The sequence below is a fragment of the Streptomyces sp. NPDC006385 genome (assembly GCF_040612485.1).
GTDB lineage: Bacteria > Actinomycetota > Actinomycetes > Streptomycetales > Streptomycetaceae > Streptomyces.
Genome location: NZ_JBEXQG010000004.1, coordinates 199,029 through 211,268 on the forward strand (window position 1 = coordinate 199,029; position 12,240 = coordinate 211,268).

Annotated in this window: 10 protein-coding genes; 8 read left to right on the forward strand and 2 right to left on the reverse strand. The window is 72.2% G+C overall.

Annotation, left to right across the window (positions count from 1 at the left end; translation table 11 throughout):
- The first annotated feature begins 26 nt into the window (after positions 1-26).
- From hutU to hutI, 4 genes are read left to right on the forward strand one after another with little or no spacing between them, the layout of a single operon-like run.
- Positions 27-1,691 (forward strand): urocanate hydratase, encoded by a 1,665-nt coding sequence (gene hutU / locus ABZ078_RS04815; RefSeq protein WP_356571629.1) that lies wholly within the window; start codon positions 27-29, stop codon positions 1,689-1,691.
- Positions 1,692-1,741: 50 nt separating this feature from the next.
- On the forward strand, positions 1,742-2,944 hold the full coding sequence (locus ABZ078_RS04820) for an allantoate amidohydrolase (protein ID WP_356571711.1): 1,203 nt from the start codon (positions 1,742-1,744) through the stop codon (positions 2,942-2,944).
- Positions 2,941-4,290, forward strand: a complete 1,350-nt coding sequence (locus ABZ078_RS04825; RefSeq protein ID WP_356571631.1) for a formimidoylglutamate deiminase — start codon at positions 2,941-2,943, stop codon at positions 4,288-4,290. Before ABZ078_RS04820 ends, ABZ078_RS04825 begins: the two co-directional genes overlap by 4 nt.
- Positions 4,287-5,588, forward strand: coding sequence for an imidazolonepropionase (gene hutI, locus ABZ078_RS04830; protein WP_356571633.1), 1,302 nt, complete (start codon positions 4,287-4,289; stop codon positions 5,586-5,588). The genes ABZ078_RS04825 and hutI overlap by 4 nt, the downstream gene beginning before the upstream one ends.
- A 39-nt stretch (positions 5,589-5,627) precedes the next feature.
- Here the strand turns inward: hutI and ABZ078_RS04835 are convergent, their stop codons facing one another.
- Both ABZ078_RS04835 and ABZ078_RS04840 read right to left on the reverse strand, forming a co-directional pair.
- Positions 5,628-7,211 (reverse strand): ricin-type beta-trefoil lectin domain protein, encoded by a 1,584-nt coding sequence (locus ABZ078_RS04835; protein ID WP_356571635.1) that lies wholly within the window; start codon positions 7,209-7,211, stop codon positions 5,628-5,630.
- Positions 7,212-7,441: 230 nt separating this feature from the next.
- A complete protein-coding gene (locus ABZ078_RS04840; protein WP_356571637.1) occupies positions 7,442-8,383 on the reverse strand; it encodes an RNA polymerase sigma factor SigF in 942 nt (313 codons plus the stop codon).
- A gap of 239 nt (positions 8,384-8,622) precedes the next feature.
- Here ABZ078_RS04840 and ABZ078_RS04845 point away from each other — a divergent pair, with 239 nt between their 5' ends.
- The 4 genes from ABZ078_RS04845 (at position 8,623) to ABZ078_RS04860 (ending at position 12,212) form a co-directional block, all read left to right on the forward strand.
- Entirely contained in the window at positions 8,623-9,009 is a 387-nt protein-coding gene (locus ABZ078_RS04845; protein ID WP_356571639.1) for an STAS domain-containing protein, read from the forward strand.
- A gap of 236 nt (positions 9,010-9,245) precedes the next feature.
- Entirely contained in the window at positions 9,246-9,758 is a 513-nt protein-coding gene (locus tag ABZ078_RS04850) for an ATP-binding protein (RefSeq protein WP_356571641.1), read from the forward strand.
- A 349-nt stretch (positions 9,759-10,107) separates the two neighbouring features.
- On the forward strand, positions 10,108-11,397 hold the full coding sequence (serS, locus tag ABZ078_RS04855) for a serine--tRNA ligase (protein ID WP_356571643.1): 1,290 nt from the start codon (positions 10,108-10,110) through the stop codon (positions 11,395-11,397).
- A 134-nt stretch (positions 11,398-11,531) separates the two neighbouring features.
- The gene (locus tag ABZ078_RS04860; RefSeq protein WP_356571645.1) at positions 11,532-12,212 is read left to right on the forward strand and encodes an LPXTG cell wall anchor domain-containing protein; all 681 of its coding nucleotides are present in this window, start codon (positions 11,532-11,534) and stop codon (positions 12,210-12,212) included.
- Positions 12,213-12,240 lie beyond the last annotated feature (28 nt).

Consider the following 12,240-nt stretch of genomic DNA (forward strand, 5'->3'; position numbering starts at 1 on the left):
CAGTCACCATCCGCTGGAGGCAGACCATGTCAGGACCCCGCCCCGTCCGAGCGCCGCGCGGTACGGAACTGAGCGCCCTGGGATGGCAGCAGGAAGCCGCCCTGCGGATGCTCCAGAACAACCTCGACCCCGAGGTCGCCGAGCACCCCGACCAGCTCGTCGTCTACGGCGGGACCGGCAAGGCGGCCCGTGACTGGCGGTCCTTCGACGCCATGGTCCGCACCCTGAAGACCCTCAAGCAGGACGAGACCATGCTCGTCCAGTCCGGCCGCCCCGTCGGCGTCATGCAGACCCACGAGTGGGCCCCGCGCGTCCTCATCGCCAACTCCAACCTCGTCGGCGACTGGGCCACCTGGGAGGAGTTCCGCCGCCTGGAGGCCCTCGGCCTCACCATGTACGGCCAGATGACGGCCGGCTCCTGGATCTACATCGGCACCCAGGGCATCCTCCAGGGCACCTACGAGACCTTCTCCGCCGTCGCCGCGAAGAAGTTCGGCGGCACCCTCGCCGGGACGATCACCCTCACCGCCGGTCTCGGCGGCATGGGCGGCGCCCAGCCGCTCGCCGTGACCATGAACGACGGCGTGGCGATCTGCGTCGACTGCGACCCGCGCGCGATCGACCGGCGCATCGAACACCGCTACCTGGACGTGAAGGCCGACTCGCTCGACCACGCGCTGCAGCTGGCCGTCGAGGCCCGCGACGCCCGCCGCCCGCTGTCCATCGGCGTCCTCGGCAACGCCGCCGAGCTGGTCCCGCAGCTCCTCGCCATGGGCGCCCCCATCGACATCGTCACCGACCAGACCTCGGCGCACGACCCGCTGGCATACCTGCCGCTGGGCGTGGACTTCGACGAGATGGCGTCCTACGCGGCGAAGGACCCGGCGGGCTTCACCACCCGGGCGCGGGAATCGATGGCACGGCACGTGGAGGCCATGGTCGGCTTCATGGACGCCGGTGCCGAGGTCTTCGACTACGGCAACTCGATCCGCGGCGAGGCCCGACTCGCCGGGTACGACCGGGCGTTCGCCTTCCCCGGGTTCGTGCCGGCCTACATCCGCCCGCTGTTCTGCGAGGGCAAGGGCCCCTTTCGGTGGGCGGCCCTGTCGGGCGACCCGGCCGACATCGCCAAGACGGACAAGGCGATCCTGGACCTCTTCCCGGAGAACGAGTCCCTGGCCCGCTGGATCAAGATGGCGGGGGAGCGGGTCCACTTCCAGGGGCTGCCCGCGCGCATCTGCTGGCTCGGCTACGGCGAGCGGGACAAGGCGGGGGAGCGGTTCAACGACATGGTGGCGAGCGGGGAGCTCGCCGCGCCGCTGGCCATCGGGCGCGACCACCTCGACTGCGGCTCCGTCGCCTCGCCGTACCGCGAGACCGAGGCCATGCTCGACGGGTCGGACGCGATCGCCGACTGGCCGTTGCTGAACGCGATGGTGAACGTGGCGTCCGGTGCGTCCTGGGTGTCCATCCACCATGGCGGGGGCGTCGGGATGGGCCGGTCCCTGCACGCCGGGCAGGTGACGGTGGCCGACGGCACGAAGCTGGGCGGGGAGAAGATCCGGCGGGTGCTGACGAACGACCCCGGTATGGGGGTCATCCGGCACGTGGACGCCGGGTACGACATCGCGGAGTCGGTCGCCGACGAGCGGGGCGTGCGGGTTCCCATGCGCGAGGGTGACGACGCGTGACGCAGAACGACAGTGGCCCACCGACCGGGGGCGGTAGCTCGTTCCACGCCATGTGGCGCGAGCTGCTCCCCATCGGCCGGCACCCCGACTCCCACGGCTACCGCCGATTCGCCTGGACCGGTGCCGACTCCGAATGCCGCTCCTGGTTCGAGGAGCAGGCCGAGGCACGCGGGCTCGCCTACGAGGTCGACCGGAACGGGAACCAGTGGGCCTGGCTCGGGGACCCCGCCGCCGGGGACGCCGTCGTCACCGGGTCGCATCTCGACTCGGTACCCGACGGCGGGGCCTTCGACGGGCCCCTCGGGGTCGTGTCCTCCTTCGCCGCGCTCGACGAACTGCGTGGCAGGGGCGTGGAGTTCACCAAGCCCCTCGCCGTCGTCAACTTCGGCGACGAGGAGGGCGCCCGCTTCGGGCTCGCCTGCGTCGGGTCCCGGCTCACCGCCGGGCAGCTCACCGTGGCGGACGCCCACAAGCTGACCGACGGGGACGGGGTCAGCCTGCCCCGGGCCATGGAGGCGGCCGGGTACGACCCCGACACCATCGGCGCCGACCCGGAGCGGCTCGCCCGCATCGGTGCCTTCGTCGAGCTGCACGTCGAGCAGGGCCGGGCGCTGGACCTGTCCGGCGACCGGGTCGGGATCGCCAGCGCCATCTGGCCGCACGGCCGGTGGCGGTTCGACTTCCGGGGCGAGGCCAACCACGCCGGGACCACCCGGCTCGTGGACCGGCGCGACCCGATGCTGTCGTACGCCGAGACCGTCCTCGCCGCCCGCCGCGAGGCCGAACTCGCCGGCGCCGTCGCCACCTTCGGAAAGATCGCCGTCGAGCCGAACGGCGTCAACGCCATCCCCTCCCTCGTGCGCGGCTGGCTCGACTCCCGCGCCGAGGACCAGGCCGCCCTGGACCGCGTGGTCGGCGGCGTCGAGCGGGCCGCCCGGGAGTACGCGGCAGCCCACGGCATCGACCTCGACGTGGTCCGCGAGTCCTTCACGCCCGTCGTCGAGTTCGACCACGCCCTGCGCGACGAACTCGCCCGCATCCTGGGCAAGCACACCGACATCACCGTGCCCGTCCTGGGGACCGGTGCCGGACACGACGCCGGAATCCTCTCCGGGAGCATCCCGACCGCCATGCTGTTCGTGCGCAATCCCACGGGCGTCTCGCACTCCCCGGCCGAGTTCGCCGCCGAGGACGACTGCGTGGCCGGAGTGCTCGCCCTCGCCGACGTACTGGAAGGACTGGCCTGCTCGTGACGCCCACCCAGCGGAGCCGCACGTACTGGCTGGAACACGCCTGGCTCGACCCACACGTCGAGCCGGGCGTCGCCGTGGACACCGAAGCCGGCCGCATCACCGCCGTCCGGACCGACGTCCCCGCCCCGCCCCCGGGTGCCGAGATCCTGCGCGGGCTGACCCTTTCCGGCCTGGCGAACGCCCACTCGCACGCCTTCCACCGCGCCCTGCGCGGCACCGTCCAGGTCGGCTCCGGCACCTTCTGGACCTGGCGCGAGGTCATGTACTCCGTCGCCGACCGGCTGACCCCCGACACCTACCACGCGCTCGCCCGCGCCGTGTACGCCGAGATGGCCCTGGCCGGCATCACGGCGGTCGGTGAGTTCCACTACGTCCACCACGCCCCGGGCGGCACCCCGTACGCCGACCCCAACGCCATGGGCGAGGCCCTCGTCGCGGCCGCCGCCGAAGCCGGCATCCGGATCACCCTCCTCGACACCGCCTACCTCTCCTCCGGCTTCGGACAGCCGCCCAACACCCACCAGCTCCGCTTCTCCGACGGCGACGCCGAGTCCTGGGCCGAACGCTGTTCAGTTCTCAAGGAACGGGATCACGCACGGATCGGGGCGGCGATCCACTCCGTACGGGCCGTGCCCGCCGACCAGTTGGCGACCGTGGCACGCTGGGCCGAGGAGCGGCGGGCCCCGCTCCATGTGCACCTGTCCGAGCAGACCGCCGAGAACGAGGCGTGCCTGGAGGCCCACGGGTGCACCCCGACGCAGCTCCTCGCCCTGCACGGCGTGCTCGGACCGCGCACCACCGGCGTCCACAACACCCATCTCACCGCCGAGGACATCTCCCTCATCGGCGGCAGCGGCACCGGCACCTGCATGTGCCCGACGACCGAGCGGGACCTCGCCGACGGCATCGGACCCGCGGTCGCCCTCCAGAACGAGGGCTCCCCGCTCTGCCTCGGCTCCGACAGCCACGCCGTGATCGACCTGCTCGAAGAGGCGCGGGCGATGGAGCTCGACGAGCGCCTGCGCACCCGTACGCGCGGTCACTGGACGGCGGCGGCCCTGCTGCGGGCGGCCTCGGCCGACGGCCACGCGGCCCTCGGCTGGGACGACGCGGGCACCCTGGCGCCCGGCGCGCTCGCCGACTTCACGACGATCGCGCTGGACTCGGTCAGGACGGCAGGACCGCTTCCGCGGCTCGGGGCCGAGACGGCCGTATTCGCCGCGTCGGCAGCAGACGTGTCGCATACGGTCGTGGGAGGTCGGCACGTCGTACGGGACGGGGTGCACGCCCTCGTACCGGATGTGCCGAAAGCCCTCGCGGACGCCGTCGCAGCCCTGCGCGGATGACCCCGGGCCGCCCGCCCCCGCGGCCCGCCTCCGCCCCTGCCCCCGAACCCGACCCCACCGCCGACCAGGCAACCAAGGACGCCATGAGCAACGCGACGACCGTCAGCCCCGCCCACTCCGCGAGCACCGCGAGCACGCTCATCACCAACATCGCCGCCCTGGTCACCAACGACCCCTCCCTCGGTGACGGATCCCCCCTCGGACTGATCCAGGACGCGGCCGTCGTCATCGAAGGCGACCGCGTCGCGTGGACCGGTGATCAAAGCAAAGCACCCGCCACTGACAATCGGGTCGACGCCGGTGGCCGGGCGGTCCTCCCCGGCTTCGTCGACTCCCACTCCCACCTCGTCTTCGCGGGCGACCGGACGCAGGAGTTCAACGCCCGGATGTCGGGTCGGCCGTACAGCGCGGGCGGCATCCGCACGACCGTCGCCGCCACCCGCGCCGCGAGCGACGAGCAACTGGAGGCCAACCTCACCCGTTACCTCCACGAGGCGCTCCGCCAGGGCACCACCACCTTCGAGACCAAGTCCGGCTACGGCCTGACCGTCGACGACGAGGCCCGGGCCCTGCGCATCGCCGCCGCCCACACCGAGGAGGTCACCTACCTCGGCGCCCACATCGTGTCGCCGGACTACGCCCAGGACCCGGCGGCGTACGTGGCCCTCGTCACCGGCGAGATGCTCGACGCCTGCGCCCCGTACGCCCGTTGGATCGACGTCTTCTGCGAGAAGGGCGCCTTCGACGGCGACCAGGCCCGCGCGATCCTCACCGCCGGCAAGGCCAGGGGACTGCACCCGCGCGTCCACGCCAACCAGCTGTCCTACGGCCCGGGCGTCCGACTCGCCGTCGAACTGGACGCCGCCTCCGCCGACCACTGCACCCACCTGACGGACGACGATGTCGACGCGCTCGCGAACAGCGCCACCGTCGCCACCCTCCTCCCGGGCGCCGAGTTCTCCACCCGCGCCCAGTGGCCCGACGCCCGCCGCCTCCTCGACGCGGGCGTCACCGTCGCCCTGTCCACCGACTGCAACCCGGGCTCGTCCTTCACCTCGTCCGTCCCCTTCTGCGTCGCACTCGCGGTACGGGACATGGGGATGACCCCGGACGAGGCGATCTGGTCGGCCACGGCGGGCGGCGCGGCGGCCCTGCGCCGCGACGACATCGGCCGACTCACCCCGGGCGCCCGAGCCGACCTGATCCTCCTGGACGCCCCGAGCCATGTGCACCTGGCCTACCGGCCGGGCGTCCCGCTGGTCAGCGGGGTGTGGCGGCGGGGCGTACGCGAGGTCTGACGAGGAAGCGGCAGCCCGGCCAGGAGCTGTGAAGCCTGATCAGGAAGCACCCGCCCGCCACCGCTGATCCCCCCGCCCCGCCTCCCGCACCAGGGACAGCGAGTCGTCCCCGCCCGGGGTCACCGCGTGGTCCGGGGCGATGCCGGGGCGGATCACGCCGCGGGAGTCCACCGCGAACCTCAGGTTCTGGCCGTTGGGCCCGTAGACCGCGTCGCACTCCCAGATGCCGATGCCCCGGTCCAGGGAGCCGCGGCTGTCCAGGCAGTAGCCGGGATAGGCGTACGACTGCAGCACGCCGCGTCCGGCGTCGACCCGCCACCGTTGGTCGTCCGAGGACGTGCAGGTGGCCGTGACGACGTCCGTGCCGTTGTACGGGTCGCCGTCGATGTCCAGGCACTGGCCCGAGGCGACGTTCACCACCTGGGCGAAGCTGCCGTTCGGCGGGTGGGCGGAAGGCGAGGGCGGCTTCGGACGGGCGGTCTTCGGGGGCGGCGAACTCCGCGTCGGCGACGGTGACTTGGACGTCCGCGACGGTGACGGCGACGTCGACGTCGACGTCGACGGCGAGGGTGATGACGTCGACGGCGTCGCCGACACGGTGGCCGTCACCGTCACCGCCACCGGCGGCACGCTCACCGCGGTCTTGACCGACCCCACCGGATCCTGCGCCGACGGCGAATCGCCCTGCGCCACCAGGAACACCACCAGCGGCAGCAACGCCACCCCGAGCGCCGCCGACACGAGCACGACCCGGCGCCGGTCCCACGGCAGGCCCGCCTGCGGCCACCTCCGCTCCGCGACGGGACGGGCGGCCTCCCGCTCGTCCGCGCGCCGTGCCGCGTAAGACGTCCCGCCCCAGGGCAGCAGCCCCTCCGCGAGCGCCCCGCGCGGTGCGTCCCGCAGCGCCGACAGCTCCTCGTACGCCGCCGTGCAGTGCGGGCAGCGCGCCATGTGGGCGTGCAGATCAGCGCTGTCGCGGGGACTGTCCGGCCGTACCGACTCCTCGATGAGGCGCCCGAAGTCGGGGCAGTCCGGGTCGTCGGAGCCGGCGAGGCGGGTGCGCAGGCAGGCCCGGGACAGGTGCTGGAGGGCTGGTTCGACGCCGTACGCCACGTCCTCGCGGGTGAGGCCGAGCAGACCGGCCGTCCGCTCCACCGGCTCCCGCTCCACGATCCCGTACCAGATCAGGCCCTGGGCGCGGGCCGGCAGGGTCTGGAAGGCCGTGAGCATGGGCGGGACGGGGCCGGAGGCGCCGGCCGTGTTCAGGACGAGCAGCAGGCCCGCGTCGAGGCTCGCGGCCCGCTCGTCCATGGCCCACGTCCCCGCCGTCCGGGCGGTCAGCAGCAGGAGCCGGTGCCGCCAGGGCAGGCCCGGGTCGACGCCGCGCGCCGTCTGCCGGGCCGCGAGCGTGAACGCCTGGGCCGCCAGCTGCCGTGCCGTGGACTCGTTCGGCGTGCACAGGCGGGCGTAGGCGAGGACGGAGGCGTGATGGCGGGCGCGCAGTTCGTGGAGCGCCGGGTAGGCGGTGGCCGTGTCCGCGCGCAGCAGTTCGGTGAGCCGGGCGTCGGACGCGCCCGCGTGCACCCCACGGTCACGGTCCCCGCCGTCGTCGGCCCGAGCCATCCGCCTGCCTCCTCGCAGCCTTGCCGCCCGCTCGCAGTGCTGACTTACCGGCGGGTATGACGGCTCATAGTGGAGGAAGGGACGCTTCGGGGAAAGGGTTTCTGTGGGTAACCCATGGGGCCGGTGCGAACGGCCGCAACGCGCTGTGCCCGGTATCCGGCCGACGGATTCGGCGGGGTACCGGGCACAGCGCAGGTCAGCGGGAGGGGACGTCCCTCCGCCGCCGGTCGTCACTCCTCGACCGTCAGCCCCTTCCGGAGCCGGGTCAGGGTTCGCGACAGCAGCCGCGACACATGCATCTGCGAGATGCCGAGCTCGTCGCCGATCTCCGACTGGGTCATGCCCGCGACGAACCTCAGGGAGAGGATCTTCCGGTCTCTGGGCGGCAGTTCGGCGATGAGCGGCTTCAACGACTCGACGTACTCGATGCCTTCGATGCCGTGGTCCTCGTAGCCGATCCGGTCGGCCAGCGCGCCCTCGGCGTCGTCCTCCTCGGGCTGGGCGTCCAGCGAGGAGGCGGTGTACGCGTTCGACGCCGCCATGCCCTCGACGACCTCGTCGTTGCTCAGGCCGAGGCGGTCCGCCAGTTCCGCCACCGTGGGGGCGCGGTCGAGCTTCTGGGCCAGTTCGTCACCGGCCTTGGCCAGGTCGAGCCGGAGTTCCTGAAGTCTGCGCGGTACCCGCACCGACCACGACGTGTCGCGGAAGAAACGCTTGATCTCGCCGATGATGGTCGGCATGGCGAAGGTGGGGAACTCCACGCCTCGGCTGAGCTCGAAGCGGTCGATCGCCTTGATCAGGCCGATCGTGCCGACCTGGATGATGTCCTCCATCGGCTCGCTGCGCGAGCGGAAGCGGGAGGCGGCGAACTTGACCAGGGCGAGGTTGAGTTCGACGAGCGTGTTGCGGACGTACGAGTATTCGTGGGTCCCTTCCTCCAGCGACTCCAGCCGCTCGAAGAGGGTCTTGGACAGGGCTCGCGCGTCCACCGGTCCCACCTCGTCGTACGGGGGGATGTCCGGAAGCCCGGCGAGTGCGTCGTCGTGACCGAAATCGTGTTCGGAATGTACGTCGCTGTTCTGCTCGATGGGATCCAGGTGTGCCGGTCGGGGTGCCGACGTCGCGCTCTGGGTATGCGATGCGTCGAGCCGGGGTGACATGATGTCCTCCATCGTTCTCGGCATATGGCTGCCGAAGCCTGTGCGTGCACTGCGGTGTGCGGCGCCTCCAAAGCCGGCCGAGTCGGTTACGTGTCTCTACTAGCCCTACCCGCTTTCGTGAGCCCACCGCAAGTGCGCTCTGTTCCGAAATGTCCGTTTCTGGGTGGATGTTCGGGTGTTGGAGGGCGTAGGGAAGGCGTAGTGTTCGGGAGCGTCAGTCAGCAGCCACGACGTCGGGAGTGAGAGACGGCATGGACCGCGGGACGGTCGGCAGCGCACAGTCTGGCCGACTTCTGGTCGAGGTGCGGGAAGAGGGCTCCAGCGCCGTCGTGACCGCGGCGGGTGAGTTGGACCACCACACCGCCGATTTGTTGCGTGGGCCACTTGAGGACTGCCTCGACAAGGGCTTCAGCCGACTGGTCGTCGACTGCTCGCGGCTGGAGTTCTGTGACTCCACAGGACTGAACGTGCTGCTCGGAGCGCGTTTGAAAGCGGAGGCCGCCGGTGGCGGGGTGCATCTCGCGGGCATGCTGCCCGCCGTTGCGCGCGTGTTCGAGATCACAGGGGCCGGAGCGGTCTTCACGGTCCACGACTCGCTCGAATCCGCCCTGTCCGACACGGCCGACGGGTCGGGTTGACCCCTCCCGCCCGACCCCGCATCGGACGTCACGTCATTCGTGCCGAATACGGGGGTGTTCCCTCGGCGCGGTCGGGCAGGAGACTCCCTGAACGTGTCGGCTGTGATGTCGGCCACCGGGGGTGGGGACTGTGACCGACCTATCAGGCAAGGACTGTGTACTGACGTACTGACTCCGCGTACTGACTTCTGAATCGTGTGAACGTTGAACTGGTGAATCGGTGAGGTGAAGCGCTGATGAGCACCACCCGGCCTTTCTCGCCGGGCGACCGCGGCCCTGAGCCCAGCGGCGCTTCCGGGGCGTCCGAGGGGTCCGAGGCGTCCGCCGGGGCCCCGGCGGGGCGTCAGGTCCGGCGGCTGGACTTCGAGGGCCAGAGCGGAGTCGTGCCGCTCGCCCGTGACTTCGCCCGCCAGGCGCTGTACGCGTGGGGCTGGCTGCCCGCCGCGAGCGCCGACCAGCGGGCCGCCGCCGAGGATGTGCTGCTCGTCGTCTCCGAGCTGGTCACCAACGCCTGCCTGCACGCCGAGGGTCCCGACGAACTGCGGATCGCCTGCGACAACAAGGTGATCCGCGTCGAGGTCTCCGACAAGGGCACCGGCCAGCCGGCCCCCCGCACCCCGCATCGCGCCGGCCGGCCCGGCGGCCACGGCATGTTCATCGTGCAGCGGCTGTGCCTGGACTGGGGGGTCGTACGGACCCCCGGGTTCGCGGGCAAGACGGTGTGGGCGGAGCTGGGCGCACCGGCATAGGGCGCCCGTCCGGCCGTACGGAAAAATCGGTTCCGCGGCGCTGAGGTGCTGCTTTACCCTCTCGGCAACGCGCTGACGGAGACCAGTAGCCCGGATCCGCGAGCCGAGAGAGCCGCCGGTCGTTGTGAAGGCGGCCTCGCGCTCCGGGTGAATCCACTCCCGAGTGCGGGGAGGAAATGCCCCGCCGGCCGGCCCCCGTCATCGGGCCCGAACGAGTCCGTCGTACGGCCACAAGGGTGACGTGCGGCGGTGAAGGCGTGGTGGCACCGCGAGCACCCTCTCGCCCACGCCCCGAGGGACCACCCCGGGGCGGACCGTGCGCCCCGGCCGACCGGACGGAGCGCGCATCATGCTCGACGTCACCCTCATCCGACAACACCCCGACGAGGTCCGCGCCGGCCTGCGCAAACGCGCTGTGGACGCCGACCTCCCGGCCTTTCTCGCCCTCGACGCGGAGTTCCGCGTGCTGCGTACGGCAGTGGAGCGGCTGCGGGGCGAGCGGCGGCGGATCTCGGCCGAGATCGCCGAACGACGCCGTACGGACGCCCCCGCGGAGGAACTGCGGGCCGAGGCCAAGGCCCTGACCGACCGGCTCACCGCAACCGAGGCGGACCTCGCTCGCCTCGCCGCCCGCCACCAGGAGTTCCTCGACGCCCTGCCCAACCTCCCGGACGACGACGTCGTGGCGGGCGGCAAGGAGAACAACGAGGTCGTACGGAGCGTGGGCGCCCCGCCGGCCTTCGGGTTCCCCGCCCGGGACCACGTCCGGCTCAGCCAGGACCTCGGCCTCGTCGACCACGGGCGCGGCACGGCGCTCGCCGGCCACGGCCACTGGGTCTACCGGGGGGAGGGCGCCGCCCTGGAGTGGGCGCTGCTCAACCACTTCCTGGACGCCCATCGCCGGGCGGGCTACGAGTTCGTCCTGCCGCCGCATCTGCTCACCTACGACGCCGGCTATACGGCGGGCCAGTTCCCGAAGTTCGCCGAGGACGTCTTCGTGGTGGAGGAGGGCGAGGGCGGCCGTCCCGAGCGGTTCCTGCTGCCCACCGCCGAGACGGCCCTGGTCAACCTCCATCGCGGTGAGACGCTCGACGAGCGGGAACTGCCGCGCCGGTACGTCGCCTACACGCCCTGCTACCGCAGGGAGGGCGGCAGCCACCGCACGGCTGAACGCGGGACGCTGCGGGGCCACCAGTTCAACAAGGTGGAGCTGTTCCAGTTCGCCCGACCGCAGGACTCGGACGCCGCGCACCTCGAACTCCTCGCGCGGGCGGAGGAGTTGGTCGCGGGGCTCGGCCTCCATCACCGGGTCACCAAGCTCGCCGCCGGGGACACCAGCCCCGCGCAGGCCAAGACCTACGACGTGGAGGTCTGGCTGCCCAGCCTGGGCGGGTACGCCGAGGTCAGCTCGGTGTCGAACGCCCGCGCCTACCAGGCCCGTCGCGGCGGCATCCGGTACCGCCCGGACGGCGGGGGCAAGTCGGCGTACGTCCACACTCTCAACGCGTCGGGCCTCGCCACCAGCCGGCTGCTCCCCGCCATCCTGGAGCAGCACCAGCGGGCCGACGGGACCGTGGCCGTGCCCGAGGTGCTGCGGCGGTGGGGGCTGCCCGAGGTGCTGGGCCAGGCCCGACGCTGAGTTACCGAGGGTCAGCCCCTCCACTCGGCGCACGCCGGATCGTCACAACTCCGGCGTGCGCCGTGTCTTCCCTCCTCAAGGCCCCGGGCGTACCTTGACGGCCGATCTGATGTGCCGTCAGGAATGAGGGGACCGTGTCGAAGCAGAAGCGAACCGCCGTGCTCGCGACCGCCGCGGCCCTGGCCGGCTCGGCGGTGTTGATGGCCGCCCCCGCTGCCCGGGCCGAGGTCGTCGACGTCAACTACGCCTGCAAGACGCCGATCGGTGACAAGAGTGCCGTCTCGCCCATCGACATCAAGGGCGTCAAGAGCGGCGGCGGCTACAAGATCACCATGTCGTGGCAGAAGGGCGTCTCGTCCAGCCCGGTCGAACTGGGCAAGGGCGCGATGAAACCGAGCGCCACCATCAAGCTGGGCGGCGCCGACAACGGCACCCTGGCGGTGACCGGCCCGGCCAACCAGGAGGCGATTCCCGCCGACACCCCCATCAAGATCAACGACTTGACGGGGACGTACACCCCGAAGAAGACCGGCGAGGTCACCTTCACGGCGGGCGTGCTCACCATCAAGGCCCTCGGCACGACGACCACGTGCACCCCCACCAACAACCCCGGGCCCTCGCTGACCCTCGACGTGACGGCGGCGGCCGGCGCGGGCGGCACGAGTCAGAGCGGCTCCGACTCCGGCGCGGAGCTCCCGCAGACCGGCCCCGAGGACTCGGCGATCGCCCTGGGCACCCTCGGCGGCACGGTCCTGCTCGTCGGCGCGGCGGGCGCGCTGTGGCTGACGCGCAGGGGGCAGCCGGCCCGCCGCTGACCGTTTCGCATCACCGCTGGAGCCGCCG

What these genes read in the sequence shown, in the direction of transcription:
- hutU (WP_356571629.1), top strand. Translation starts at nt 27, where the DNA reads ATGTCAGGACCCCGCCCCGTCCGAGCGCCGCGCGGTACGGAACTGAGC.
- ABZ078_RS04820 (WP_356571711.1), top strand. Translation starts at nt 1,742, where the DNA reads ATGTGGCGCGAGCTGCTCCCCATCGGCCGGCACCCCGACTCCCACGGC.
- hutI (WP_356571633.1), top strand. Translation starts at nt 4,287, where the DNA reads ATGACCCCGGGCCGCCCGCCCCCGCGGCCCGCCTCCGCCCCTGCCCCC.
- ABZ078_RS04835 (WP_356571635.1), bottom strand. Translation starts at nt 7,211, where the DNA reads ATGGCTCGGGCCGACGACGGCGGGGACCGTGACCGTGGGGTGCACGCG.
- ABZ078_RS04840 (WP_356571637.1), bottom strand. Translation starts at nt 8,383, where the DNA reads ATGGAGGACATCATGTCACCCCGGCTCGACGCATCGCATACCCAGAGC.
- ABZ078_RS04845 (WP_356571639.1), top strand. Translation starts at nt 8,623, where the DNA reads ATGGACCGCGGGACGGTCGGCAGCGCACAGTCTGGCCGACTTCTGGTC.
- ABZ078_RS04850 (WP_356571641.1), top strand. Translation starts at nt 9,246, where the DNA reads ATGAGCACCACCCGGCCTTTCTCGCCGGGCGACCGCGGCCCTGAGCCC.
- serS (WP_356571643.1), top strand. Translation starts at nt 10,108, where the DNA reads ATGCTCGACGTCACCCTCATCCGACAACACCCCGACGAGGTCCGCGCC.